Origin of the sequence: Streptomyces marianii (assembly GCF_005795905.1) — a bacterium.
Classification (GTDB): Bacteria; Actinomycetota; Actinomycetes; order Streptomycetales; family Streptomycetaceae; genus Streptomyces; species Streptomyces marianii.
Genome location: NZ_VAWE01000001.1, coordinates 6,186,090 through 6,212,204 on the forward strand (window position 1 = coordinate 6,186,090; position 26,115 = coordinate 6,212,204).

The 26,115-nt window shown below is 70.8% G+C and carries 22 protein-coding genes and 3 pseudogenes; 21 read left to right on the plus strand and 4 right to left on the minus strand.

Annotation, left to right across the window (positions count from 1 at the left end):
- The first annotated feature begins 7 nt into the window (after nucleotides 1-7).
- The 20 genes and pseudogenes from FEF34_RS28165 to FEF34_RS43265 all read left to right on the plus strand — a co-directional run.
- Complete coding sequence (locus FEF34_RS28165) at nucleotides 8-1,135, plus strand: pyridoxal-phosphate-dependent aminotransferase family protein (protein WP_138055660.1); 1,128 nt, start codon at nucleotides 8-10, stop codon at nucleotides 1,133-1,135.
- 51 nt (nucleotides 1,136-1,186) lie between these two features.
- Entirely contained in the window at nucleotides 1,187-3,415 is a 2,229-nt protein-coding gene (locus FEF34_RS28170) for an FAD/NAD(P)-binding protein (protein WP_138055661.1), read from the plus strand.
- Nucleotides 3,416-3,418: 3 nt separating this feature from the next.
- The gene (locus FEF34_RS28175; protein ID WP_138055662.1) at nucleotides 3,419-4,132 is read left to right on the plus strand and encodes a maleylpyruvate isomerase family mycothiol-dependent enzyme; all 714 of its coding nucleotides are present in this window, start codon (nucleotides 3,419-3,421) and stop codon (nucleotides 4,130-4,132) included.
- 66 nt (nucleotides 4,133-4,198) lie between these two features.
- Nucleotides 4,199-4,840, plus strand: coding sequence for a phenazine biosynthesis FMN-dependent oxidase PhzG (gene phzG / locus FEF34_RS28180; RefSeq protein ID WP_138055663.1), 642 nt, complete (start codon nucleotides 4,199-4,201; stop codon nucleotides 4,838-4,840).
- 45 nt (nucleotides 4,841-4,885) lie between these two features.
- On the plus strand, nucleotides 4,886-6,241 hold the full coding sequence (locus FEF34_RS28185; RefSeq protein ID WP_138055664.1) for a TldD/PmbA family protein: 1,356 nt from the start codon (nucleotides 4,886-4,888) through the stop codon (nucleotides 6,239-6,241).
- On the plus strand, nucleotides 6,238-7,542 hold the full coding sequence (locus FEF34_RS28190) for a metallopeptidase TldD-related protein (protein ID WP_138055665.1): 1,305 nt from the start codon (nucleotides 6,238-6,240) through the stop codon (nucleotides 7,540-7,542). Before FEF34_RS28185 ends, FEF34_RS28190 begins: the two co-directional genes overlap by 4 nt.
- A 7-nt stretch (nucleotides 7,543-7,549) precedes the next feature.
- A complete protein-coding gene (locus tag FEF34_RS28195; RefSeq protein WP_138055666.1) occupies nucleotides 7,550-8,797 on the plus strand; it encodes an MFS transporter in 1,248 nt (415 codons plus the stop codon).
- A gap of 51 nt (nucleotides 8,798-8,848) precedes the next feature.
- Nucleotides 8,849-10,129 carry an ATP-grasp domain-containing protein gene (locus FEF34_RS28200; protein WP_138055667.1) on the plus strand — a complete coding sequence of 427 codons (1,281 nt, stop codon included), beginning with the start codon at nucleotides 8,849-8,851 and terminating at the stop codon, nucleotides 10,127-10,129.
- A gap of 5 nt (nucleotides 10,130-10,134) precedes the next feature.
- Entirely contained in the window at nucleotides 10,135-11,577 is a 1,443-nt protein-coding gene (locus FEF34_RS28205) for a condensation domain-containing protein (RefSeq protein ID WP_138055668.1), read from the plus strand.
- Nucleotides 11,568-12,809 carry an ATP-grasp domain-containing protein gene (locus tag FEF34_RS28210; RefSeq protein ID WP_138055669.1) on the plus strand — a complete coding sequence of 414 codons (1,242 nt, stop codon included), beginning with the start codon at nucleotides 11,568-11,570 and terminating at the stop codon, nucleotides 12,807-12,809. Before FEF34_RS28205 ends, FEF34_RS28210 begins: the two co-directional genes overlap by 10 nt.
- Before the next feature lie 65 nt (nucleotides 12,810-12,874).
- Nucleotides 12,875-14,131 (plus strand): ATP-grasp domain-containing protein, encoded by a 1,257-nt coding sequence (locus FEF34_RS28215; protein WP_138055670.1) that lies wholly within the window; start codon nucleotides 12,875-12,877, stop codon nucleotides 14,129-14,131.
- Entirely contained in the window at nucleotides 14,128-14,265 is a 138-nt protein-coding gene (locus FEF34_RS41515) for a hypothetical protein (protein WP_171053122.1), read from the plus strand. Before FEF34_RS28215 ends, FEF34_RS41515 begins: the two co-directional genes overlap by 4 nt.
- A 90-nt stretch (nucleotides 14,266-14,355) precedes the next feature.
- Nucleotides 14,356-15,762 carry an IS4 family transposase gene (locus FEF34_RS28220; RefSeq protein ID WP_138052000.1) on the plus strand — a complete coding sequence of 469 codons (1,407 nt, stop codon included), beginning with the start codon at nucleotides 14,356-14,358 and terminating at the stop codon, nucleotides 15,760-15,762.
- 24 nt (nucleotides 15,763-15,786) lie between these two features.
- A complete protein-coding gene (locus tag FEF34_RS28225; RefSeq protein ID WP_138055672.1) occupies nucleotides 15,787-16,311 on the plus strand; it encodes an MSMEG_1061 family FMN-dependent PPOX-type flavoprotein in 525 nt (174 codons plus the stop codon).
- 160 nt (nucleotides 16,312-16,471) lie between these two features.
- Complete coding sequence (locus FEF34_RS41520; protein ID WP_171053123.1) at nucleotides 16,472-16,636, plus strand: hypothetical protein; 165 nt, start codon at nucleotides 16,472-16,474, stop codon at nucleotides 16,634-16,636.
- Nucleotides 16,602-18,032, plus strand: coding sequence for a helix-turn-helix domain-containing protein (locus FEF34_RS28230; RefSeq protein ID WP_138055673.1), 1,431 nt, complete (start codon nucleotides 16,602-16,604; stop codon nucleotides 18,030-18,032). Before FEF34_RS41520 ends, FEF34_RS28230 begins: the two co-directional genes overlap by 35 nt.
- A gap of 257 nt (nucleotides 18,033-18,289) precedes the next feature.
- Nucleotides 18,290-18,559: a hypothetical protein gene (locus FEF34_RS43260; protein WP_234042591.1), complete on the plus strand. Its 270-nt coding sequence runs from the start codon at nucleotides 18,290-18,292 to the stop codon at nucleotides 18,557-18,559.
- A gap of 43 nt (nucleotides 18,560-18,602) precedes the next feature.
- A pseudogene (locus FEF34_RS28235) lies at nucleotides 18,603-19,379 on the plus strand (IS3 family transposase); the annotation flags it as partial.
- Nucleotides 19,276-20,670 carry an IS30 family transposase gene (locus FEF34_RS28240; RefSeq protein ID WP_138051365.1) on the plus strand — a complete coding sequence of 465 codons (1,395 nt, stop codon included), beginning with the start codon at nucleotides 19,276-19,278 and terminating at the stop codon, nucleotides 20,668-20,670. The pseudogene FEF34_RS28235 and the gene FEF34_RS28240, both read left to right, overlap by 104 nt.
- A 7-nt stretch (nucleotides 20,671-20,677) precedes the next feature.
- Nucleotides 20,678-20,860, plus strand: a pseudogene (locus tag FEF34_RS43265) (IS3 family transposase); the annotation flags it as partial.
- A gap of 79 nt (nucleotides 20,861-20,939) precedes the next feature.
- Here the strand turns inward: FEF34_RS43265 and FEF34_RS28250 are convergent.
- From FEF34_RS28250 to FEF34_RS41525, 3 genes are all read right to left on the minus strand, one after another.
- The gene (locus FEF34_RS28250) at nucleotides 20,940-21,392 is read right to left on the minus strand and encodes an NUDIX hydrolase (RefSeq protein WP_138055676.1); all 453 of its coding nucleotides are present in this window, start codon (nucleotides 21,390-21,392) and stop codon (nucleotides 20,940-20,942) included.
- Between the two features lie 156 nt (nucleotides 21,393-21,548).
- Nucleotides 21,549-22,676 (minus strand): hypothetical protein, encoded by a 1,128-nt coding sequence (locus FEF34_RS28255; RefSeq protein WP_138055677.1) that lies wholly within the window; start codon nucleotides 22,674-22,676, stop codon nucleotides 21,549-21,551.
- Nucleotides 22,673-23,554, minus strand: a complete 882-nt coding sequence (locus FEF34_RS41525; RefSeq protein ID WP_171053125.1) for an NB-ARC domain-containing protein — start codon at nucleotides 23,552-23,554, stop codon at nucleotides 22,673-22,675. The genes FEF34_RS28255 and FEF34_RS41525 overlap by 4 nt, the downstream gene beginning before the upstream one ends.
- Before the next feature lie 743 nt (nucleotides 23,555-24,297).
- Between FEF34_RS41525 and FEF34_RS28265 the strand changes: the two genes are divergently transcribed.
- Nucleotides 24,298-25,053, plus strand: a complete 756-nt coding sequence (locus tag FEF34_RS28265; protein WP_138055679.1) for a hypothetical protein — start codon at nucleotides 24,298-24,300, stop codon at nucleotides 25,051-25,053.
- Between the two features lie 2 nt (nucleotides 25,054-25,055).
- On the opposite strand, the pseudogene FEF34_RS28270 reads toward FEF34_RS28265, so the two are convergent.
- Nucleotides 25,056-26,053, minus strand: a pseudogene (locus FEF34_RS28270) (IS5 family transposase).
- Between the last annotated feature and the right edge of the window lie 62 nt (nucleotides 26,054-26,115).

Here is a 26,115-nt window from a genome sequence, read left to right on the forward strand (position 1 = left end):
TTCCGGCATGTCCGCCACCACTGCCACGCCCGCCACCGGCCGCCTGGTACTGCTCAACCCTGGCCCGGTCAACGTCCACGAGGACGTGCGCGCCGCCATGGCCTCGCCCGACCAGTGCCACCGCGAGCCGGAGGCCGCCGCACTCATGACCCGGGTCCGCGAGAAGGCCACCCGCGTCAGCGGCGGCGACGACACCGACACCTCGGTGCTGCTGGCCGGCTCGGGCACCGCCGCGCTGGAGGCCGCATTCTCCTCCATCGTCCCCGCGGACGGCCGCATCCTGATCCTCGACAACGGCAACTACGGCGAGCGGCTCTGGCGCATCGTCGACGTGCACGGCATCCCGCACCGCCGCATGGAGTTCGGCTGGTGCAACCCGATCGACGTGGACGCCGTAGACCGCGCCCTCTCCGAGGACCCGGGCATCACGCACGTCGGCCTCGTCCACCACGAGACCAGCACCGGCATGCTCAACCCGCTCCGGGAGATCGGCGCCGTCGTCGCCAAGCACGGCCGGCAGTTCGCCGTGGACGCCATCAGCAGCCTCGGCTCCGAGCGGCTGGACCTGCGGGCCGACCACATCGACTGGTGCGTGGGCACCGCCAACAAGTGCCTCGAGGGGCTTCCCGGCGTCAGCTTCGTCACCGCACCGCGCCAGCGCCTGGAGGAGCTCGAGGACGTACCGGCCCGCACCTTCTACCTGGACCTGTACGGCCACTTCATCTCCCAGGACCGCAAGAACGCGCCGCTGTTCACCCCGGCTCTCCAGGTCATGACCGCGCTGGAGCAGGCCATCGACCGGTCCCTCGCCGAGGGTGTCGAGGGCCGCGCCGCCCGCTATACCGCGCTCGCCGAGCAGATCCGGACGGGCCTGGCCGAGCGCGGCGTTCGCTTCCTGCTGCCGGCCGAGCAGCGCGCCAACTCCGTGACGAACGTGTACGTGCCCGAGGGTATGACGTACGACGAGCTGCACGACGGCCTCAAGGCGGAGGGATACGTCGTCTACTCCACGCAGGAGCAGCTGGAGGGCGTCTTCCGCGTGGCCAACATGGGCCAGCTGGACGGCGACGACATAGCAGGGTTCCTCGCCGCTTTCGACCGCGTGGTCGCCAAGTACGCCGACCGGGGCGTGTGACCGGGCCGCAACGGCATGCTCCCACCCCTTTTGACCAAGGAGACCCACCGTATGCGTTCCAACCGACTCGCCATCGTCGGCGCGGGCCCCAGCTGCACCTACGTGCTGGACCGGCTCGCCGCGACGGCGCAGGCGGCTACGACTCCCCTGTCGCTCGACATCCACATCTTCGACCGCGCGGGGCAGTTCGGCGCCGGGCAGGTGCACAGCTCCGAGCAGCCGGTCACCAGCTTCCTCAACCGCATCGTCGGCCAGGTGGCCTTCGCGGCGGACGAGAGCGTCGTCGGTGCGGGACCACTGCTGCCGAAGGAGGACCGGCCCACACTGCTCGACTGGTGCCGCGCCAGGTTCGAGGAAACCGGGGACCCCGTCTTCGACCTGGCCGCCGAGGACTGGCCGAAGCGTTACGTCCACGGCCTGGCGCTCGCCGACCAATTCCGACGGTATGTCAGGATGCTGCGGCAAGTGCCTGGCGTGGAGGTCCATTTGCATCACAGGGAGGTGACCGACCTTCAGGAGCGGTCGGACGGCTCGCTGGCCGTCATCGCTGGAGACGGCGAACATGTGCTGGACGCCGACCACGTCCTGATGCTGACCGGGCACTCCTCCAACGACCCGGCCCGCTACCCGCGTCAGGCCGCGTGGGCCCGGTTCACCGAGCGGCACCAGGCGGCCTTCGTACCGTCCGCCTACCCGCTGGAGGACGCTTTCGAGCCCGGCCAGGCCAGCCCCGGCAGCACCGTCGGGTGCGTCGGAATGGGCCTGACCGGCATCGACGTCATCCTGCACCTGACCGAGGGCCGGGGCGGTGTCTTCGAGGAGCGGCCCGACGGCACGCTGTCCTACCGAGCTTCCGGCCAGGAGCCCGACTCCATCGTCATGTTCAGCCGCGCCGGGCTGTTCACCTTCGCCCGGCCCTACAACGCCAAGGAACGCGATCCCGAGCGGCTGGAGCACCGGGGCGTCTTCCTGGTCGAGGACGCGGTGCACCGGCTGCGCCGGTCGGCGGGCCGGCCCGTCACCATCGGCGGCGCCGAACAGCGCCAGCTCGACTTCCGCGACCACGTCTTCCCCGTGATCGTGCTGGAGATGGCCTGCCTCTACTACAGCACTCTGCTCGGCGCCGATTTCGGCCGCTGTCTGGAGGCGGCCGCCCGGCCCGAGTACGAGGCGTTCCTCGCCGACGGCGGCCGCGGCGCCCCGTCCGACGACTCCGTGCGCCGCCTCCTGGCACCGGTGGAGGCCTGCGTCGACGAGGCGGCGCAGACCCTCGACGCGGTCCTGGCGGGCACGCTGGCCCTGGCCGCGGCCAAGGAGCGGGAGTGGGACGCCGAAGCGGCGCTGCGCCGGTTCCTGGACGTGGTGTTCGGGCCCGAGCAGGCGGCCGGCCTCGTCGCGCGGATCGACGACCCAGCCCTGTTCGCGGCCGGCATCGCGGCCGCGGAGTCGCCCTGGCGCCACCCGAAGAGCGTCGGCGCCCAGTGGTTCTCCTGGGAGCGCTCGGTCCGGCCGATCGACCGCGGCTCGTTCTCCACGCCTGGCGAGTACCGTGCGGCGATGCTCGACTTCCTCGACCTCGACCACCGCTGGGCCGCCCAGGACAACCTGTCCAATCCGGCCAAGGCGGCGGCCGACGGCGTCTGGCGCGACCTGCGGGGCGTGCTGGCGGCGGCGGTCGACTTCGGCGGACTGCACGCGGCGTCGCACCGCGACTTCCTGGACGTCTTCATGCGCCACCACAACCGGCTGTGCAACGGCGCCGCGCTGGAGGTCATGGAGAAGATCCGCGCCCTGATCCAGCACGGTCTGGTCGACGTCTCGGCCGGTCCCGAGGCCGAGGTGGAGCTGGACGCGAGCAGCGGACGCTTCGTGGTGCGCGGCGGTGTCACCGGCGCCGAACTGCCGGTCGACATCCTCGTCGACTCGCGTGTGCACCCCTTCGACGCCGAGAACGACGTCCTGCCGATCTACCCGAACCTGCTGCGGCGCGGGCTCGTCCGCAAGTGGCGCAACCCGGGCGTCGGCGAGCCGGATTTCGCTCCCGGTGGCCTGGATCTCACGGAGGACTTCCACCCGGTGCGCGCCGACGGCGAGGTGGACCGGCGGCTCACCCTGCTCGGCCCGCCCAGCGAGGGCGTGATGTTCTTCCAGTTGGGCGCGTTGCGCCCGAACCAGAACCATCACGTCATGCAGGACATCCTGTGCTGGATGCGGGAGTTCTGGGGACAGGACGGCACCGCCGCCGACACGGTCGGCGAGCGCATCACCACAGGGGTCTGAGAGATGGCGAACACACACGGCGAAAGCGCCGAACGGCTCGGCGAGATCGCGGCGATCCACGCCCGCCTGCGCGAGGACGCGGCGGCGCTGGACGACGCGGCGGCACGCGAGGCGACCGAGCTGCCGGGCTGGAGCAGGGGACACGTCCTCACCCACCTCGGCGACCTGGCCCGCGCCTTCGCCCGCCAGGCGCGCTACGCCGTCGAGGGCCGCACCGTAGAGGTGTACGACGGCGGTCGGCCCGGCCGTGACGCGGCCATCGAGCGGGGCGCGGGGCGTTCCGCGGCGGAGCTGCGGGAGGGGCTGGAGGACGGGCTCACACAACTGGAGGAGGCGTGGGCCAAGCTGGGCCCCGACGACTGGAGCCTGCGCTGTGCCTACCGCGATGCGGATCTGCTGGCCACCCAGCTGTGCTGGTGGCGCGAGGCGCACATCCACTACGCCGACCTGGGCACCGGCTACCGGCCCGAGGAATGGGGCGACGGCCTCGGCGCGCACCTCGTCGGATACCTGCTGCCCCGGCTGCCCGATGCCCGCACCACGGTGCTGCTGTCCGGCGACACGACGCGCCGCTGGAAGCACGGTTCGGGCGCCCCGACCACGGTCCACGGCACCCAGAACACCCTGGCCGCCTGGCTCGCTGGGCGGTCCGCCGCCCAGCTGCCCAAGGCCTACGGGTCCACCGATTCCCTGCCGGACCTGGGCCCCTGGCCCTGATCACGGCGTCGGACACCGCACCGCGCGGGCCCGGAACACCACGCACGACAGAAGGAGACCACAGGCATGGCGGCACAGACACAGACTCTCAGCGGTGACACCACCTTGGTGCTGCCCGAGTTCGACACCCCGCCGCAGGACCCCTACCCGCTGATGCGTGCCTGGCTGGACTCCGCGGTGGCCCGCGAGGTCCGCGAGCCGTACGCGGCGGTGCTGGCCACCGCCGACCGGTCGGGCCGGGCGTCGAGCCGGGTGCTGCTGGTCAAGGAGATCGACGACCGGGGGCTGCGGTTCACCAGTTTCAGGGGCAGCCGCAAGGGCCAGGACCTGGCCGAGACGCCCTGGGGGTCGCTCACCTTCTACTGGCGGGAGACGCTCCAGCAGCTCACCGTACAGGGCCCGGTGGAGGTCCTCACCGGCGCGGAGTCCGACGAGCTGTTCGCCCGGCGGCCGCTCGCCGCGCAGGCCACCACAGCGGTCTCCCGGCAGAGCCGCCCCCTCAAGGACGAGGCCGAGCTCAAGGCCGGTGCGAAGGCGCTGGTCGCCGCGGGCGGCCCGGTCGCCCGCCCCGACGAGTGGACCGGCTACCGGCTCGTGCCGCAGGCCATCGAGTTCTGGTATGGCAGCCCCGACCGACTGCACCGGCGACTGCGCTACGACCGCGGCGCGGACAGCGCCGACTGGACGCACCAGCGGCTCCAGCCCTGAGGTCCTCGATCCTCATCCGATCAGCAACAAGCTTGGAGAGACCCCATGTACGCTACCGAGCCGCTCCAGGCGGTGGCAGGCGACCTGGTCAGCACGATGCGCCGACATCGCCCGCCGGATTGCGCGGGCACCTCGGGCGCCGTCCAGGCCTGGCACCGCACCAGCGGACGCTTCGCGGAGGGCCGGGTCAGCGACATCAGCGTCCAGCGGGGCGAGGGCACGTCCGCCAGGTACGTGCTCCGCGACGGCTTCCGGCACCGCTCGGTGTCGGGCCTCGATCCGTACGCCGCCGTCCTCGACGGGGACGGAGGCCGTGCCCCGGCCGGCGCGGGACCGGGGCGGACCGCCAGGGGCGGCACCGGGCCGGAGTGGATGGAGATCTCCTCCGTCCTGTCCGTGCTTCGCGATCTGGAGAAGTCGGCCCGGGACCTCGACCCCGCGGTGGCCCAGGTCGTCATCGACTTCGAGCTGAGCGAACAGGACATGGTCCTCGCCCAGGACGACCGGATACGCGAGGAACACCGGCTGCTCAGCTACCTCACCGTGCGGGTCATCGCCCGCAGAGGCGGCCGGATGTCCACTGGCTTCTACACCCCCGGCATCAGCGGCACCCTGGACGGCATCGACGCCGCGGCCGCCGGCATCGAGGTCGCCCGGCGCGCGGTGACCGGCCTCGACGCCCGGCCCGCCCCGATGGGCCACCTCCCGGTCGTGGTGGCCGGGGGGCGCGGCATGGTCCTGCTCCACGAGGCGTGCTGCCACCCGCTGGAGGGCGACGAGGTGCTGCGCGGTTCCGTCTACGCCGGGCGGCTCGGCGAGACCATCGCCTCCCCGCTGGTCACCATCACGGACGACCCCACCGTCCCCGGGGCGGTCGGCTCCTTCGGCCACGACGACGAGGGCACGGCCGGGACACCGACGACGCTCATCGAGAACGGCGTCCTCAAGGGCTATCTGACGGACCAGGAGTCAGCCGCGCGGCTCGGCCTCCCGTCCAGCGGCAACGGCCGGTGCACCACCGTGCTGCACCCGCCGCAGCCCCGGATGACGAACACCTGCCTCGCGGTCGGCACGGCCGGCGTTGATGACATCGTCTCCGGCACCGAGTTCGGGATCTTCGCCCAGCATGTCGGCGGTGGCGAGGTCATCGAGTCCACGGGCGAGTTCACCTTCCGTGTGACCAACGGCTTCCTGATCGAGAACGGCAGGATCACCGACCCCATCGAGGAAACCACCATCACAGGAACAGGAACCCAGGTGCTCAGGGACATCGACGCGATAGCCGACGACCCCGTCGTCGGGGCGGCCAAGTGCGGCAAGTTCGGCCAGTGGGTTCCGGTGGGTGTCGTCGGGCCTACGCTGCGCGTGCGGTCGCTCCTGGTCGGCGGTACCGGACGATGAGTGAGGCGTCCGACTTCCTGAACGCGACCGCCGCCGACCGGGGCGCCGACTCCGAGGTGTGGGAGAACGCCCACGAGACTGACGAGCTGGTCTGCCGGGAGGGCCTGGTGGAACGCCGGGTCTCCACCGCCGCCACGGCCACCGCCCTGACCGTCTGGAAGGACGGGAGCGAGGGGTACGCCGTGCACATCCCCGGCGGAGCCGACGCCTCGCTCGTCGACACCGCCCTCGCGGTCGGCCGGACCCTGGGCTCCGCGGCTCCCGCGCCCGCCCGCCGCACCGGGCAGGCCGCGGGGCCCCGGACGCTCGCGGACCCGCAGCTCGACGAGACGGTGGCCCGGCGCCTCGCCGGACTCACCACGGGTGCCGCCGATGTGGACGTCGAGCTGCGCGCCAGGGCCGACCGGTCCCGGGTCCTGCTGCACCGGGCCGGCTGCGAGCCGCTGCGGCACACCACGGGCACCTTCCAGTTGCAGGCCCGGATCACCGCCAAGGGCCGCCGCGTCGGGTTCATCGCGCACCAGATGTTCGGGCGGTCGGTGGACGCCGTCCTCGAGGACGCCGAAGCCACCGAGCTCGCCCAGCTGACGGCCCTCGCACGGGTACTGGCCCGCGAACCCGTGCCGCGCCTCTCCTACGACGACGTCCTCCTCGACGGGCGTGTGATGGCGAAGCTGTTCATGCTCGCCGTGCCCGCCTTCCAGCTGGACTCCGTCCTGGAGGGCCGCTCGCCGCTGGCCGGCCGCACCGGCGAGCGGATCGGCAGCGCGGGCCTGTCCCTCGTGGACGACCCGATGGCGGCGGGCAGCCCCCTGCCCACGCCCTGGGACGACGAGGGCACCGCGTGTGGGCCCACCACGCTGCTGGAGGACGGCGAGCTGCGCGGCTTCCTCAGCTCGCGCCGCACCGCCGCCGAGGCGGGGACGGTGAGCACCGGTTCGGGCCGCCGCGGGCCCTCCGGCGAGATGCCCACCGTGCAGCCGGGGTTCCTGGCTCTGCGCCCCGCCGCCGCGCTGGGGGACGCCCCGCTCGACGGCCGGACCCTGCTGAAGGTGGTGCAGGCCAACGGCGCCCACACATCGAACGTCATCACCGGCGACTTCTCCATCGGCGCCAACGCGGTCCTCATCACCCCCGACGGCGTCCAGCACAACGCCGGCAACATCACCCTCGCCGGTAACGTGTTCGAACTGCTCGCCCGGATAGACGGCCACGACGGGCGGCTGCGGCTCAACCGCGGTCACACCTCCTTCGTCGCGAGCCCCGGCGTCTGGGCGTCCGGGCTCACGATCGGGCGGTAGCCGCACCATGTCACTGATCAAGCAACGGGACTTCCGCTTCTTCTGGGCCGCCCAGACGGCCAGTACGCTCGGCGCCAACATGAGTCGGGTCTCGCTGCCCCTGCTGGCCGCGACGACGCTGGCCGCCACCCCCTTCCAGATGGGGCTGCTCCAAGCGGCGCAGACCATCGCCTTCCTGCTCATCGGCCTGCCGGCGGGCACGCTGGTCGACCGGGCTCGCCGGCGGCCGATCCTCATCGCCTGCGACGGGCTGCGCGCGCTCTTCCTGGTGTTCCTGGTCATCGGGTTCGCCCTGGACCGCGTGGACTTCACCGGGCTGATGGCGGCGACCCTGGCGATCGGCTTCGCCACCGCCTTCTACGAGATCGCCTACCAGTCGTACATCCCGGCCGTGGTGGGACGGGCCCACCTCGTCGAGGGCAACGCCAAGCTGGAGAGCACCAACGCCGTGGCCCGACTCGCCGGCCCCACCCTCGGCGGCTCGCTCGTGCAGCTGCTGGGCGCCACGCTCACCGTGGCCTCCCAGACCGTCGGCCATGTGGTGTCGGCCCTGCTGGTGACCCGGATACGTACCGTCGAGGAGCGACCGCCCCGCGGGGAACGGCCCCGGATGGCGGCCGAGATCAGCAGCGGCCTGCGGTTCGTGCTGCGCCAGCCGGTGTTCCGGGCCATCACCGGCTCCGCCGCGACGTACAACTTCTTCTACGCGGTCATGCTGCCGCTGATGATGCTCCTGCTGGTCGAGGAGCTGGGGCTGTCAGGCACCACCGTCGGTGTGCTGATGGCGGTCAGCGGACTCGGCGGCATCCTCGGTGCGGCGGCGGCCGGCCGCCTCGCCCTGCGGTTCGGGCAGGTGCGCGTCATGTGGCTGGCGTACCTGGTGACGGTACCGACCACCCTGCTCATCCCGCTGGCCCACAGCGGCTGGGGAATCGCTCTGTTCGCCGTCCCCTGGTTCACCGTCAGCTTCGGCATCGTCGTCTACAACGTCGGCCAGGTCAGCATCCGGCAGGCCCTGTGCCCGCCGGAGATGCTGGGCCGGATGAACGCCAGCGTGCGGTTCATCGTCTGGGGCATCCTCTCGCTCGGCTCGCTGACCGGTGGTGCCCTCGGCAAGTGGATCGGCCTGCGCGGCGGCCTGTTCGTCGCGGGCGCCGGGATGACCGCCGGGGTCCTGTGGCTGCTCCTGTCCCGCCTGGTCCGGATGCGCGATCTGCCCGCCGAGCCCCGGGCGGTGCCGGCCCCCTCCCCCTGACGAGCCCCGAAACCGACCGGCCCCCGAAGAAACTGATCAAGGAGAACCCCCATGTCCGACCGGAAGACTCCCCGTTACGTGGTCTTCGTCGAGTCCCCCCTGACCGGCGCGGGCCAGGACTGCGCCCGATTCCTGCTGGAGCAGGGCGTGACCCCGGTCGTGGTGGCGGCCCGGCCCCCGGCCATGGCGCCCTCGCTGATCCGCGACTACGCCGAGCTGGGCGTGGAGGTCCGCGCCTGCGACACCCACGACGCCGACGCCGTCGCCGACGCCTGCCGGGAGATCGCCGCGGACGGCGAACTCGTCGGAGTCGCCTCGGTGTACGAGTACTACTGCGACATGGGCGCCCAGGTGGCCGCCCTGCTGGGAGTGCCCGGCCCCGACCCGGCGGCCGTGGCCGCCTGCCGTTCCAAGGCGTCCATGCGCGCCGCGATGGCCTCGACGCCCGGTCTCAACCCGCGCTTCGAGGTGTGCTCGTCGGCGGAGGAGGCCGCGTCCGCCGCGGCCTCGATCGGGTTCCCGGTCGTGGTGAAGCCGCTGGACCTCACCGGCAGCCTGTGGGTGCGACGGTGCGGGACGGCCGAGGAGGTCGACGCGATCACCCGGGAGATCATGGGGATCGGCGAGTACCTCGGCCAGGAGGTGGCCCCCCGGGTGGTCGTCGAGGAGTACGTCCCCGGCGCCGAGTACTCCGCGGAGGTCATGCACGGCAAGGTGCTCGGCCTCACCGAGAAGATCTGCAGCGCGCCCCCGCTGTTCCTGGAGATGGGTCACATCTTCCCGGCGGCGGTCACCGGCGACCGGGAGCGCCTGCTCGTCGAGAAGGCCGAGCAGGCCGTCAAGGCGATCGGGCTGACCTGGGGCCCCGCCCATGTCGAGCTCAAGCTGACCGCCGGCGACAAGGACGCCCGGGTCATCGAGGTCAACGGGCGGATCGCCGGTGACCGGATTCCCGAAGCGGTGCGGATCGCCAGCGGCGTCGACATGTGCCGCCTCCACATGACCGCGCTGCTGGGCGACACCCCCGACCTGAACGTCGTCTGCGACCGCACCGCGGTCGTCCACTTCCTGATGTCGGCGCCGCTCGGCCGCCTCGACGCCATCGACGGCGTTGCCGAGGCGCAGGCCCTGGAGGGCGTGCACGAGGTGCACATGCGTCCCGGCGTGCAGCCGGGCATGGTCTACCGGGCCAACGGGTCGAACCGGGACCGCGCCGCCTGGATCATCGCCGAGGGAGCCGACCGCGACGAGGCGCTCGGCCGCGCCGTGGCGGCGGGCGAGAAGCTGACCTTCACCTGGTCGCCGGTGGACGAGTCCGAGGTCAGGGGCTAGCCGTCGTGCCAACCACCCCCGAGCACCGCCCGGTGCGCTTCGCAGCGGGCGAGGCGCACCGGGCACCGCTCACCTGGAGCCAGCGGTACTACCTGGCCGAGACGGACGCCGCCCGGCCGCTGGGGCGCGGGCTCGCCATCAGGAGGCTCTACGAGCTGCGGCCCGGTGTGAGCGAACAGGACGTCGTGGCGGCCCTGCGCGACCTGCTGCATCGCTTCGAGGGCCTGCGCAGCACGGTCGTCCGCGAAACGGTCGGTGCGGATGCCGGAGCCGGTCAGCACGTCCACCCGGAGGGCGTCTTGCGCCTCGCCGTCCACGCCGTGGACGGCGAGGCCCAGGCCGCGGAGGCCGCGGCCGCCGTGCTGGACGCCCTGGCCGCGAAGCCGTTCGAGGTCGCCGAAGAGTGGCCAGTGCGCGCGGCGCTGATCGGCCCCGCGGGCTCACCCCGTTTCCTGGCGCTGGTGTTCAGCCACGTCGCGGTGGACGCGTTCGCTCTGCTGCCGGTCACCGACCACCTCGTCGCCGCCGTCGCCGTACGCCGTCCCGAGTGGCCGCCCGCCCGGAGCCGGGACGCGGGTCGCAGCCCTCGGGAACAGGCCGCCGCCGAGGCGGCCGAGCCGTCCCGCCGCACGGCGGAGCGCGCCCTGCGGCGAGCGGCCGAAGCCTTCCGCGCCATGCCGGCCGCGCCCCCTGCCCAGGGCCCCCCGGACGATGCCGGGTCCGCCGACCGGTGCCGGTTCCTGTCGCGCACCTCGCCCGCGCTGGACCTGGCGGCCGGTGCCGTGTCGCTGCGCACGGGGGAGGGCGTCGCCACCGTGCTCGCCGCTGCCATGGTCGCGGTCGACGCCCACCTCGCGGACAGCCCGACGGGGTACCTCCAGCTGCTCGCCGCAAACCGGTCGCGCCCCGAGACCGTCAACGCCGTGGTGCCCTGTTCACAACCCGTGCCGTGCTGTGTGCCCGTGGCGGGCTCGTCCTTTCCCGAGTTGGTCCGTGCCACCGCCTCGGCCACTCTGGGCGCGCTGCGCTTCGGTTCGTATCCGCCGGACCGGCTGGCCGGGCTGCACCGTGCCGTCGAACGGGAGCGGGGGGTCCGCCTGGACATCACGCCCACGTTCAACTACCGGCCCCGGGCGAGCGCCCTGCCCCGTCGCGTCGTCACCGCGGCGGAGCTGGAGGAGTCCGCCGCGGCCGGTGCCACCCGCTGGGTTCCCAGCGATCTGGTCTGGCGGTCCAGCCGCTATCTGAGCGCCGACGTCAGCGAGTCCGGTATCCGGCTGGTGCTCCAGGTGGACACCCGGGTGCACACCCCCCGCTGGGCCGAGCACTGGATGGCGGCGCTGGAGCGGCTGCTGTGCGCGGCTGCGACCCGGGAGGTGACCGCAGAGGAGCTGCGGCGCGTGGTGAAAGAGTCACAACCGACACGTCAGGAGTCGAGATGTCGCTGAGTGGTACGCAACGTTCCGTGGTCATGGTCGGCGCGGGCGTCATGGCGGAGGGCTATCTCCGCGCGGCCCAGCGCATGGGCCTGAGGGTGGGTCTGGTGGAGACCGCCGCCCGGCACGCCGCACTGGCCCCCCGGTTCCCGTGCGTCGTCGACTTCGAGCCGGTGGGTGGCGTCGCGGCCCGGGACGAGTCGTGGCTGCCCCCGGCGATGACGCTGGCCGGCCGGCTGGCTCCGGACGCGGTGCTGGGGTTCGCCGAGCCGCACGTGCTCGCCACGGCGATCCTGCAGCACCGGCTCGGCGTGCCCGGGCCGGGCCTCGACGCCGCCACGGTCTCCCGCAACAAGGCGCTGCAGCGCGGTGAGTTCGCCCGCGCGGGCCTGCCGCAACCCGGCCACCGGCACACGGTACGGCTGTCGGACGCCTCCGAGTGGGCCCTGGAGAGGCTGCCCGTGGTCGTCAAGCCCGTGTCGCTGCAGGGCAGCACGGGCGTCGAGCGGATCGACACCCCCGAGCACTGGCAGGACGCCGTACGCCGCCGCGACGACGAGGGCCCTCTGCTGGTCGAGAGCTACGTCGAGGGGCCGGAGTACAGCATCGAGGCGCTGGTCCGGGACGGGCAGGTGCTGTTCACCAACCTGACCCGCAAGGAGACCACCGGGGCCCCGTTCTTCGTGGAGCTGTTCCACGAGGCCGGCCACGGCGCCCGGAACCCGGTGCTGCGGAAGGCGGCGGACGAGCTGTGCCGCGGTGTGGTGGCCGCCCTGCGCCTCGGCACCGGGATCGCGCATCTGGAGTTCAGGGCCCGCACCGACGACGACCTCGTGATCATGGAGGTCGCGGTACGCACCCCAGGCGACCACATCCTGGAGATCGTCTCCCTGGCGCACGACTTCGACGTGTACGAGGCCTGCCTGCGGATGGCCCTGGGCGAGCAACCGCGACTGCCGCCCGTCGACCGGGGCCCCGCGCGCTCCGCGGGCAGCCTGTTCCTCGGCGCCGACCGGGCCGGGATCCTCACCGCGCTCGACCTGTCGGACTGGGCGGCCCAGGAGGACGTGGTCCACCATGCCGCCCGGCTGGCGCCCGGCACGGCCGTACGCCCCGCCGAGGACTCCGGGGACCGGCTGGCGTACGCCGTGCTCGCCTGCCCGGGGGCGGCGGAACTCGCCGCCCGGGCGGAGCGGTTGCGGGCGACCGCCCACGTGGAGATCACCGACGCCGCCCCCGCCTGAGCCGCGCCCGCGCTCAGCCCTCGTACACGCCCTGAACCCCAGCACGCACAGGACAAGGAAGACGTATGTCAGCAGAACGAGTCTTGATCATCGGCGGCCGGCTCGAGAACGTGCGCAAGGCCGTGGAGCAGGGCCTCTCAGTCGTGTACCTCCAGCAGCCGGGGCAGTTCACCCCCGAGCACGCGAAGCTGGTCGACGCGGCCTTCCTCGTCGACTTCGCGGACTGGTCCGTGGTCGAGCCCATCGTCGCGGCCGCCCACAAGGTCTACGGTTTCACCCGGGTGGCCACTACCGGCGAGGCGGGCGTGGAGGTCGCCGGGCGGATCAACGACCTGCTGGGTCTGGGCGGCGTCTCCCACGAGGTCGCCCGGCGGCTCCGGGACAAGCTGAGCATGCGCGAGCATCTCGCCCGCGTCGGGGCCGCCACGGTGCCGGCGGCCGAGGTGACCGACCGGGCAGCGCTGGAGGCGTTCGGCGCCGCGCACGGCTACCCGTTCATCGTGAAGCCGGTCGACGGCATCGCGAGCCTGGGCATCCAGTTGGTACGGGGGCCGCAGGAGGTTGGCGCGGCCTGGGACCGTATCGGTGAACTGCGCGCCTCGGAGCACCAGTTCGCCCAGTACTTCCCGTTGGACCGCTTCATCGCCGAGAGCTATGTCGAGGGGCCCGAGTTCAGCGTCGAGGCCTTCACCTTCGAGGGCCGGCATGTGGTCGTCGCCGTCACGGAGAAGCTGACCGACGGCAACTTCGTGGAGGCGGGCCATGTGATCCCGGCCCGGATCGACGCGGATACCGAGCGCGCCGTCGAGGCGGCCGTCGTGGAGTTCCTGGACGCCGTGGGCGTGGTGCACGGCCCCACCCACACCGAGCTGCGGCTCTCCCCAGACGGACCCCGAGTGATCGAGTCCCACAACCGGCCGGGCGGCGACCGGATCAGAGATCTGGTGGAAGCGGCGTACGGCTTCGACATGGAGGCGTACACGGTCGCCTGGCCGTGCCCCGGACTGCCGGCCCCGGCCGGGCGTCCCCCGCTGGTGCAGGCCGCCGCGACCCGCTTCCTGACCGCCGAGCCCGGGGTGGTGTCACGGGTCGAGGGCGTCGACGAGGCCCGCGCCCTGGAGGGGGTCGTGGAGCTGGATCTCCAGGTCTCCGCCGGGGACGAGGTGGCCGCGCTCAGGTCCAGCTGGGACCGGATCGGCCAGGTGATCGCGGTCGGCGCCGACGCCGACGCGGCCCTGGCGACCTGTGATGAGGTGTGTGCGTCGACGGTCGTCGTCACCGGGGAGGGCCCAGCGGAGGCCGTGCCCGGGACGGGCCGGTGAGCTACTCCGAGATCACGTCCCTGGAGGAACTGCGCGAGGTGGTCGGACCGGCCTCGCGCAGGGTGTTCGACAAGGCCTCGGCGACGCTGCGGGACGTGGACCGCCAGTGCAACACCGTTGCGTTTGGTCTTTGAGTTGTAAGTCAAGCCCTGCTGAACAGCGCGACGGGACCACCTGATAGATCAACGATCGGCGAAGAGAGTCGATCAAGGTCAGGGGTCCCGTTGCAGGAGAAGTCTGTCATCACGTCCACGATCGAGACAGCCCGGGGTGTGTTCGCGCCGGGTCATCTGGGGGAGTTGACCCAGGTCGTGGACTTCGCGCTGGTGGACGCGGTGCTGGAGGAGACCGGCCGGCGCGAGAAGCGCCTGCGGCTGCTGCCTTCTCGGGTGGTGGTGTACTTCGTGCTCGCTCTCGCGCTGTTCGAACACCGCTCGTACCGCACGGTGTGGTCCCAACTGACTGCCGCCCTGACCCCGCTGGCCCTGGTGCGTCCTGCGGTCTCCTCGCTGACGCGGGCCAGGCGCAGGGTGGGGGCCGCACCTCTGCGGCGTCTGTTCGAGACGCTTGCCGGGCCCGTCGCCCGCCCCGGGCAGGAGGGGTCCTTCTACCGGGGCCTGCGCACGGTGGCCGTCGACGGGACCCTGCTGCACACCCCCGACGACGAGACGCTCACCTGGCACTACCCCAAACGGGCCGGGGAGGGTCTGGAGTTCGGCTATCCGCTCCTGCGGCTGCTGACCCTGGTCGAGTGCGGCACCCGCGCGCTCATAGCCGCCGCCTTCGGACCGGAGTCCCAGGGCGAACTCCCCTACGCCAAGCGGCTTCTGACCTCCCTGGACCAGACAATGCTCCTACTCGCCGACACGGCCTTCGACGGCAACGAGTTCCTTGATGCCGTCCATCAGAGCGGGGCCCGGTTCCTGGTGCGCTCCGGGGCCCGCCGCGTCCCCACCCCCGCCGAGCACCTGGGCGACGGCTCCTACATCGCCCGCATCGGCTACGGCGTCCTGCCGGTGCTGCTGCCGGTGCGCATAATCGAGGCGGCCCTCACCGTCACCCTGGCCGATGGCACCGTCCGCACCGAGCAGTGGCGGCTGATCACCAACCTGCTGGACCCCGTCCGTTATCCGTCCGCCGAGCTCGTTGAGCTCTATCACCGCAGGTGGCAGGCGGAAACCACGTATTTTTCGATCAAGGCCACGATGCTCGACGGCCGTGTCCTGCGCTCCCGCAGCACCGACGGCCTCGACCAGGAGGTCTACGCCCTGCTCACCGCCTACCAGGCTCTGATCCGCGCCGGCGACGACGCCCTGACCAGGCGGCCGGAAGTACCCAGGGAACGGATCAGTTTCACCGTCCTGCTGGCCGCCGCAACCGACACCGTCACCGCCGGCCATGGAATCTTCCCCGGCACCCCCATCGACCTGGTCGGCACGATCGGCCACGCCGCCCTGAGCGACCTCCTGCCCGCCCACCGACGGCAACGAGTGAAGGCCCGCACCCGCAAGAACCCCACCAGCAAGTACGGACCGAACGCCGGACAGCACCCCCAGAAGGCCCAGAACTACACCGTCCACACCACCGTCGCGTTCTTCGCCCACGGCCTCAACAGCCGCTCACAGCGCTAACGCAACGGTGTTGACCGCCAGTGGCTGGAGCGATCACCCTTCTGCCTGGTCGCGACGGCGGCGGCGGACGGCACGTGCGACGTCTCCCCCAGGGGCGACCCGCCGGGCTTCGCCCATGTTGTGGACGACTCGACCCTGGCGATCCCGGACCGGCCGGGCAACCGGCGGGCCGACAGCTGGCGCAACGTACTCGGCAACCCACGGGTGGGCCTGGCGTTCGTCGTGCCCGGCCGGCCCGACACGCTGCGGATCAACGGCCGCGCGAGGCTGCTGCGGGACGCGCCGTTCTTCGACCGTATGACGGTCCGCGGCAGCAGGCCCCGGCTCGCCCTGCTCGTGGAGGTGGAGGAGGTCTACTTCCACTGCGGCAAGTCCTTCCTGCGCGCCCGGTTCTGGGACCCCTCCACCTGGGCGCCGGACGCCGTGCCCTCGCGTGCCCGGATCGCCCACACCACAGAGTGGACCGGCACGCCGCTGGACCAGCTGGAACGCCGCTACGGCCCCGAGTACGAGCGGCTTCTCTATCCACAACCGCCCGACTCCACATGACGAAGCGCACTACTCGCCAAGGCTGTCAATTCCTTGCCTATACATCCGCTCGCCATCTAGTGTTCGAACAGAACCGCGCGACCGGGGTCCGCCGCTTCTTTCGGCCAGACGCCGCAGTCGACAGCGCGGGGCTGAGCCATTGATAGCAAGGAGCCAGATCGTGAAGATCGACAAGCTTGTCAAGATCGCCACCGGGGGGCTGGCCGTCCTCGTCCTGTCCGTCACCTTTATGCTCGGAGCCCAGGCCACGTCCGGGCACCCCGTCGACGCGAGCGCGCGCACGCAGTCCGATGCACCGCTGGCTGGCAACATCGACTGGCCGTAGCACCACCGGTCCGGTGGCCGTTCGACCGGCCACCGGACCGATTGCCAGCATTGGGTCAAAATTTGCCAAGCCGCCCCACGGCGTGGAAGTATCGGAAGCCAGTGTCCAAGCCCGACTCACGGTCGGCTTGGAGTTGTCCGGTCGGGGACAAGGCGCCACGTGTTCCACGCAGAGGTGGAAGTTGCTCGAACAGCCAGCATTTGGTCGACGCCTGCGCCAGTTGAGGCAGGAGCGCGGCAAATCCCAGGTCGAACTGACAGGACCCGGGATGTCCGCCACCTATCTGTCACGCCTGGAGTCGGGCAGCCGTCGACCGACGGAGCGATCGGTCGCCTACCTGGCCGAGCGCCTCGGCGTTCCGGTCGAGAGCTTCGAGAAGCAACCCGGGGAGAGCCTGACCGACGCGGTCGCCTCCGTCGCCGCACTCTCGGCGCGGGAGATCGACGAGGAGGCGGCGGGTATCCTCGTCGAGGCCCTGGACACCACCGATGACGCCGACCCCGTCATGCGCTGGCACGCGCTCGCCCAACTCGCCAGGTGCCACGAGGCCCTCGGTGACTTTCCCGGTCAGCGAAGCGTCCTGACGCGCCTGAGCGAGCTCAGCGACGACATGGGTCGGCCCGCCCTCCAGGTCCAGGCCAAGCTGCGGTTGGCGCGCTGCGCCCGCAATCTCGGCGACGCGGAGGCGGCCCGCGCGGCCGTGCGCCAGATGCTGGCCATCAGCCAGGAGCACAGCGTCCGTATCTCCACCTCCGACCTGGTGCGCAGCAAACTCGTCCTGGTGTCGGCGGAGGTGGAGCTGGGCGACCTGGCAGAGGCGGCCCGGCTCATCGACGCGGTTCGCGAGTCGCTGAAGGGCACCGACGAGGCGCTGGTGGCCGAGGTGCTCTGGACCGCGGCCACCGTCAGCACCAGGCAGGGCAACCACACCCGCGCCTTCTCCTTCCTGCTGGAGGCTCTAGGGGGCCTCAGCAGCCGAGACAACCTCATACTCTGGATCAGGCTGCGGCTGGCCGCGGCGTCCCTGTGCATGCAGGCCATGCCCACCCGGCTCGCCGAAGCGGAGTCCTTCCTCGACAGCGTCGAACCGCTGCTGAAGGCCACCGGTCCGCTGCGGCACTGGCACGAACTCCTCTTCCTCAAGGCCAAGCTCGCCTACCACCAGGGCGACGCCGACCGCGCCACGGAACTCGTGGCCCAGGCCGAGGAGGGCGTCCAGTCGTTCACCTACCGCGACCAGGTGCGGCTGGAGGTCCTGCGCGGTGTGCTCGACCTGAAGGCCGGCAACCACGAGGCGAGCGGTCGGCTCAGGGAACTTGTTGCCCAGGTGGAGACGGCCAACATGCCCGACCTCGCGGCCGAGATCTGGCGAACGGTGGCCGAAGTCTCGCTCTAACCTCATGTATTCAGCCGGAAAGGCGATCTGACGCACCGAAAGTACAAGGGTTCCTCTCACCTGCGATGATCTGGACTGTCTAGACCAAGAGCATCGATGGGAGAGGCATCCTCGGAGTGAAAGCTACCAGTTGGGACAGGCGGCTCGAGGGCGGGCCGACGACAGGAACCCTGGTCGGGCACGCGGGGATCGTGCTGCTGCGCCATATGAACCGCTCCGGGTCTGATGGAGGCTCGATTCCCTGAGAGGATCGAGTCATGGCACGTCCGTCCCCATACCCGCCCGAGCTTCGTGAGCGTGCGGTGCGCATGGTCGCGGAGATCCGCCCGAACTATCCGACCGAGTGGGCCGCGATGAAGGCGGTCGCAGCCAAGCTGGGGATCGGTGCGGCGGAGACGGTGCGGACCTGGGCCTGCAAGGCCGAAGCCGACGGCGGCCGGCGGCCCGGCGTCACGTCCGAGGAGGCCGCGGAGATCAAGCGGCTGCGGGCCGAGAACGCCGAGCTGCGGCGGGCGAACGAGTCTTGAAGGCGGCGTCGGCTTTCTTCGCGGCCGAGCTCGACCGGCCGTCGAAGCGCTCGTAGCGTTCATCGACGCACACCGCCAGGTGTTCGGAGTCGAGCCGATCTGCCGAGTCCTGACCAGCCACGGACTGAAGATCGCAACGAGCACCTACTACGCCGCCAAGAACCGCACCCCCAGCGCCCGGTCGGTCCGCGATGCGGAGCTGAAGACGCAGATCAGCCGCGTCCACACGGACAACTTCAGTGTCTACGGCGGGCGAAAAGTCTGGCGGCAACTGCACCGCGAGGGCATACCCGTGGCCCGCTGCACCGTCGCCCGGCTGATGCGCGACCTCGGCCTTCAGGGCGCCCGACGCGGGAAGAAGATCCGCACCACCATCCGGGACGACGGCCAGGACAGGGCTGGTGACCTGCTCCGGCGCGACTTCACCGCGTCACGTCCGAACGAGCGGTGGGTGGCCGACTTCACCTACGTTGCCACCTGGTCCGGGATCGTCTACGTCGCGTTCGTCGTGGATGTCTTCGCCCGCACGATCGTGGGCTGGTCCGCCGCCACCAGCAAGCGGGCCAGGCTCGTCCTCGACGCCCTCGACATGGCCTTGTGGCGACGCCACCGCGCCGGAACTCCCGCTGGACCGGGGCTGGTTCACCATTCCGACGCGGGCAGTCAAGGCGGATTCAATCGGTCGTCGCAACACCTCATGATCAGCGAGGTGTGGGATGGTTCGTCGTCAGCAGGGAGCCGATCGGGCGATACGGCCAAAGTTGAGGTCTCCGGGGCATCCGAAATTTCAGCGTCATATCGAAGCAGCGTTCTGGGATGAAATCGCCAAAGGTCTGCTCGCGGAGGAAGCGGCCGGGGTTATCCGCGTGGCGCCGGCGGTGGCCACGCGCTGGTTTCGGCAGCATGGCGGCATGCGACCGTTCGATCCGAAGCCGAATTCGGGCAGGTACCTGTCGTTCTCTGAGCGGGAGGAGATCGCGCTCCTCAACGCCCAAGGCATGGGCGTTCGTGAAATCGCTCGGCAAGTCGGCCGTGATCCGGGGACGATTTCCCGCGAGTTGCGGCGCAACGCGGCCACGAGGGGCGGGAAGCTCGATTACCGGGCCTCGGTCGCGCAATGGAAATCGGACATGGCCGCCCGCCGGCCGAAGACATCGAAGCTGGTCGCCAATCCGCGGTTGCACGCATACGTCCAGAAGCGGCTGTCCGGAGAGATCAGCACGCCTGACGGCAGGGCAATCGCAGGACCTGCGACAGCCACGTGGACGGGGCGGAACAAGCCGCACCGCAAGGACCGCGCGTGGGTGCAGGCGTGGAGTCCGGAGCAGATCGCGAACCGGATCAAGTTTGATTTCCCGCATGATGAGTCCATGCGCATCAGCCACGAGGCGATCTACCAGGCGCTCTACATTCAGGGCCGCGGGGCGCTGAAGCGAGAGCTGATCTTGTGCCTACGCACGGGCCGCGCACTGCGTGCCCCGCGCGCTCGTTCGCGCCGCAAGACCTGGGCGCACGTGACACCCGAAGCGCTGATCAGTGAACGACCTGCCGAAGTCGAGGACCGTGCCGTTCCTGGCCACTGGGAAGGCGACCTGATCATCGGGCTGGAGCGGTCCGCGATCGGCACTGTCGTCGAGCGGTCAACTCGATTCACGATGCTGGTTCACCTGCCGCGCGAGGAAGGCTACCGGCACAAGCAATCGGTCAAGAATGGTCCTGCGCTGGCCGGTTATGGGGCGATCACGATGAAGACCGCCCTCGCCAATACGATGTCGACGCTGCCCGAACAGCTCGCACGGTCTCTGACCTGGGACCGCGGCAAGGAGATGTCGGCCCATGCGCAATTCAGAGTCGAGACGGGCATTCCCGTGTTCTTCGCCGATCCGCATAGTCCGTGGCAGCGTGGCACGAACGAGAACACCAACGGGCTCTTGCGCCAGTACTTCCCGAAAGGCACCGATCTCTCGAGATGGTCCGCCGAGGAAATCGAGGCCGTCGCTCACACTCTCAACAGCAGACCCCGCAAGACGCTCGGTTGGAAGACACCCGCCGAGGCGTTCAACGAGCAGCTACAGTTGCTTCAACAAGCTGGTGTTGCAACGACCGGTTGAATCCGGTCAATACACGTCCTTCGCGTTCACCGCGCACCTCCTCGACGCCGGCATCGACGCCTCAATCGGCACCGTCGGCGACGCCCGGGCCAACGCGCTCATGGAATCCCAGATCGGCCTCTACAAGACGGAGCTGATCAAGCACCGCAAGCCCTGGCACGGCCTCGCCGACGTCGAACTCGCCACCGCGGAGAAGCAGCAGCGGTGGTGGTGGTGTTGGTGTTGGTGTTGGTGCGATGTGACATGCGGCCGAGCGTCTTACGGGCGGCTCAGTCGCCGAGGGTGATCGGTCCGTCCGGCAGCCATCCGTCCCAGTAGCCGTCGATCAGGTCGATGAGCGGCGGCGGGTCGAGCGGCGTTTGGCTGGCGCGGATCTGTGCGACCGTCCACCAGCGAGCGTCGGGATGGAGCAGAACTCGGACGTCGGCCGGCCAGGCCAGGGCGGGCGCGACCAAGACCACGAACCGCTCCGGGCCGTCCGCGCCGGTGGCCCGGATGCGGCCGATGACGGGAGCGATACGCAACGGCGGCAGGCCGAGGTTTCGGCGCAGGTGGCGGACGGCTGCGCGACGGCAGGTGTCGCCGGGTCGCATCCGGACCATGGGGACGCTCCAGCAGGCCCGGCCGTTGATGACGGCGGGGTGCAGCAGGAACCGGCGCCTGGGCGGGTCGATGAGGACCGGGCGCAGAGCCGCGGTGCGGGGTGGTGGCGGGTGGGTCACGGCACCACCCTGCCTGCCTGTTATTGGAATGGCATCTCGGGAGAGCTGGGCGGGGTGTGTGCGTCAGCCGGATGTCCGTGGGGAGTCGCCGATTGTGGGTCCGCCGCTCGTTTTCCGGCGGTGCTCACCATCGGGCCACGCAGGGGCGATCGGTGCTCACCTGGCGCTCTGCTCCAGTTGTTGGATGCGCTCGCGTAGTCGCACCTCGGCAGGGCTGTGTGCCGCCTGGTGGATCTCGGCTGCCCGAATCAGCCAGTCCCGAACCCGGTCCCGCTCCGGGCCTCCGGTCCGTTCGGCGATGTCTGCAAGGAGTTCCAAGGTTTGTGCCTCGTGATAGCTCGCGCCCTGCTCGCGAAGGGCGCATGCCGCATCCCGCAGTGCGTGCAGGGCAAGGACAGGATCGCCGAGGTGGTCGTGGACGACTCCGATGGCCGTCAGCGTCCGCGCGGCCGCCCTCTCGTCGTCCAGGGCTGTGAGCTCGGCGTGCGCCATGCGCAGGGTGGACAGTGCCTGGGCGTGGGCTCCGAGCGTGCTCTGGCAGCGCCCCAGGTGGTATCGCGCCAGGGCGGCACCCCGCGCATGTCCGGCGTCTTCGTAGAGGCTGACGCAGCGCTCGTATGCGGCCGCGGCGGTCTGCGGGGCGGTGCGTTCGGCGTACCGGCCGACGACCTCCTGCACCCCGGCTTTCAGCACGGGGTGACCGGCTGCTTCGGCGCAGGCTGCGGCCTTGTGGAGCTCTTCGCGGGCCTGCTCGTGCTCGCCCAGGTCCAACAGGGGATAGGCCAGCAGGCTGCGCAGTCGGGCCTCGGCTGCCGGGGCACCGGCCGCGGAGGCGGCCTCGGCCCCCAGGGCGGCCGCCTTCCGCCAGTCCTGCGGGTACGCGCGGTGCCAGAACAAGGACATGCAGGCTTCGGCCAACTGCCATGCGGGAGAGTGCAGTTCGAACCTGAGTGCGGCTTCCAGGACCGCCAGGATGTTGGCACGCTCCGTGTCCATCCACTCCAGTGCGGCGACACCGTCCGCGAACGGGTTGCGCCAGTACTGCATCAGCGCGGACGAATCGGCGACCCGCATTCGGCCCGGGTGCAGAGCCTGGTCGGCGAGCGCCGTGAGGGATAGGTAGTGGGTGACCACGCGCTCGGTCAGAGCTGCTTCCTCGCTCTCCGCCTCTTCCTCGACCGCGCGCTCCCAGGCGTGGAGACGTACGAGGTCGTGCATCTGGTGCCGGTCGTCGTCCGCCCGGTCGACGAGTCCTGATGTCATCAGTTCGTCGAGGAGGCTCACGGTCTGTGTCGTGGCAAGATCTGCGGCGACCGCGGCTGTCTGCATGCCGAACGTTCGGGTGGGTAGCCAGCCCATGAGGCGGTAGAGCCGGGCCGCGTCGGGGGGGGGGGGGGGAGCTGCTGGTAGACGAGGTCGAGAGCGGCGCCGACCGCACGGTCGGCCAAGGGCGCTGCCGGATACCTCGGCGGTATTCCCTGCAACCACTCGGCCGTGGACTCCAGCTCCGACAGCAGCGAGTTCACGGTCTGCTTCGGGCCGTTGCGAAGCAGGGCCGCCACCATCTGGAGCGCGAGAGGCACGCCGCCGCAGAGTTCCACCAGGCGCACGGCGGCAGGGCGGTCGGCCTCGATGAGTTGCTGTCCGCAACGATCGGCAAGGAGGGCCAGTCCGTCCTCGGCGCTCAGGGGCTGCAGGTGAAGGAACCGGGCTCCGTCGCCGACCAGTTCGCCGAGTCTGCTGCGGCTGGTGGCGACTACGACGCTGCCCGATCCCCGAGAGATCAGGGGTCTGATCTGGGCCGGGCAGGCGACGTTGTCGAGTACGAGAAGGAGCCGGCGGTCTGCCGAGACGGCCCGGAACAGCTCTGCCCGTGCGGCGAGCGAGTCCGGCAGGAATTCTCCGCCCACCCCCAGAGCCCGCAGACAGGTGGCCACGGCCTCCGACACGTCTGCGCCGACTTGATCACGCAGGGCTGGGAAGTGCACGAAGAGCTGACCGTCGGGGAATCGGTCACGTGCCTGACGGGCCCACGCCAGCACCGTCGTGGTCTTGCCGATCCCGGGCATACCGTGAACGAGCCAGATATTCCCGGCCGTTGGATCGTCGGCGGCAAGCCACTCGTCTAATACCCGCAGCGGCATGCTGCGGTTGACAAACAAGCGACCTGGGACGGGTACCTCGTGAGGCGCGGCCCGCGATACTCTGCCGCTCGGCGGTGCCAGAACCTCAAAAGAAACTCCGCCAGGGCGCCGGCTGCTCTGTCCGGCTGGATCACGGGCGGCGCTCACGGCCCATGGGAGAGCCCACAGCCGACTTATCAGTTCCCTCAACTCGGGCGCGGCACCGAGGTCGTTCTGAAGAGTCCTCCTGATCCGTACCTCCCACGCGTGGCCGATCTCCACCGCAGCGTCCTCGTCCCCCCGCGCGCGGGCATCCTGCACCGCCTCGCTCGCCGCCTGGAGCTCCGCTGCGATGTCGGCTTCCCTCGCCGCGGTACCTCCGTGCCGGGAGAGGAACGCGGCCAGTGCGGCCTTCACCGCGTCCCAGGAATCCGATCCCATCAATGCCACCACGGCGGACGATCCGGCCGCCGCAAGTGCCGCCAACTCGACTTCCATACAGCCCCCTTCGCACCCGACCCGGTGGCAGCGGCCAGCCACATCCACGCGGTCAGCGCGCCCGGCTCGCTCTTCGGCCAGCGAGGAAGCCCGGCGCACCCACACCAGGGTGGCACGTGCACGAACACTCGCGGTGCCGTTGGGATGGCGCGCTGTGTGTTCCGCGCAGCGGATGCGGGGCAGGATCATCGGCGTACGGCTTCCGGCGTACATGCCGCGGAAGCCGGACGCGAGTCGGCGAGCCGTTGGCAGCGTGGTGCTGCCGGGCGGAGAGCGGGAGGCGGATGGAGGACACGGTGTGGCCCGAGTGGATCGGCCTGGGTGACCGGGTCCGGTTCGACGGTCGGTCGTGCACGGTCACCGAGGTGTACGGACGCCGTCTCACACTGACGGATGCCTTCGGCGACGTGGCGCCGGTGGACGTGGCCGCACTGCTGGTGGCCCCGGGGTTCACCATGCTCGATCAGCAACGCCCCTCTGGTGAAGACACATCACTTGTCACTGTGCGGACCGAGACGCGCGCTCGGTGGTGGCAGTCGCACATCGTCGAGGTGCTGACCGGCCTGCCGCCGAACACTCCGCCGGGCACGCCACCCCGGCCCGGCTACGACCCTGCGCTGCACACGCTGGGGGAGCGTGAGGCGGCCAAGGCCCAGGAGCTCACCGGTCAGGGTGTGCCTGGTGCCTCGGCCCGATCGGTACGCCGCAAGCGGCAGCGGTACGAGGCCATGGGGCTGGCGGGCCTGGTCGACGGTCGCACTGATCGGCGCGAGGAGATCGGGGCCCGGTGGGACCCGCGCCTCCTCAGCGCCGTGCGCCAGGCGGCACGCCCGGGAGCCGACGGCAGACGTCGTTCGGTCGAGGAGGTACGGCGCCGTGTGACGAGGATCTTCGAGCACCGAACCGGGCGCCAAAGCGTGGACCTGCCCTCGCGATCTACGTTTCACCGCCTGTACGCCGAGATGGAATCCGCCGGGCTGCTGGAATCCGCCGCGCGATGGCCGGGGCGCCAGGTCGTCCTAGGGCGTGTTCTGAGTTGAGATCACGGGAGGGCTGGCAGGCTGCGTAACCAGAGGATGGATCCGCGCAAGTGGAGCCCGGCGGCATAGCTCTCGGGCGTCTTGTCGTAGCGAGTGGCCAGCCCCCGCCATTCCTTGAACTTGTTGATGGCGCGCTCGACGGTGTTGCGATCTTTGTAGAGCGCGGCGTCGTGGCTGACCGGGCGTCCGCCGGAGCGTCCCTTCTTCTTGCGGTTGGCGGCCTGGTCGGCCTTCTCCGGGATCACCGCCTTAATGTTGCGTCTGCGCAGGTGGGCGCGGTTGGCGCGGGAGGAGTACGCCTTGTCGCCAGCGACCGCGTCCGGCCGGGTCCTGGGGCGGCCGACCGGGACACGCACCTTGATCTTCTTGAGGACCGGGATGAAGCGCGGACTGTCCGCGGCCTGGCCGGGGGTGAGGATGATGGACAGCGGGCGGCACCGCCGCTCGACGGCGAGGTGGACCTTGCTGGTCAGCCCGCCCCGGGAGCGGCCCAGTTCGGCGGCCCGCAGCCGGGCCCTGCGGCGTCGGCGCACGGCGCGGCGCTGTTCCCGCCCGGAGTCCTCCATGTCCGCGGGTTGCTCGCCTACGGGGTTGTTTTGTCCCTTTGCTGCAGCCCCTTTTCCTCCGCCACGGCCTTCTCCAGGTCCTCGAGGAGTTCCGGGGCGACGACCATGCCCGCCGCGTGGTGATGCGCGCGGGCAACAGTCGAGTCCACGCTGACCAGGCTGAGATCTACATCGTCGCGGGCCGCCGCCTCGGCGATCATCGCGTCCATGAGGGCCTGAAAGACCCCCTCACGCACCCACATCCGGAACCTGTCGTAGATCGTCGACCAGGAGCCGTAGCTCTCCGGCACATCTCGCCAGGGGCAGCCGGTGCGGAACCGCCACATCACCGCGTTGAAGTAGCTGCGCAGGTCAGGGATCGGTCCGAACGCACCCAGCGGCAGGTGCGGCTCGACCAACCCCCACTCGGCATCGGTCAGATCGCCACGAGTCACGCGACCGGTCTATCGCAACCGGCACCCTCCTGGAGCGGGAATGACCGAGCTCGTGATCTCAA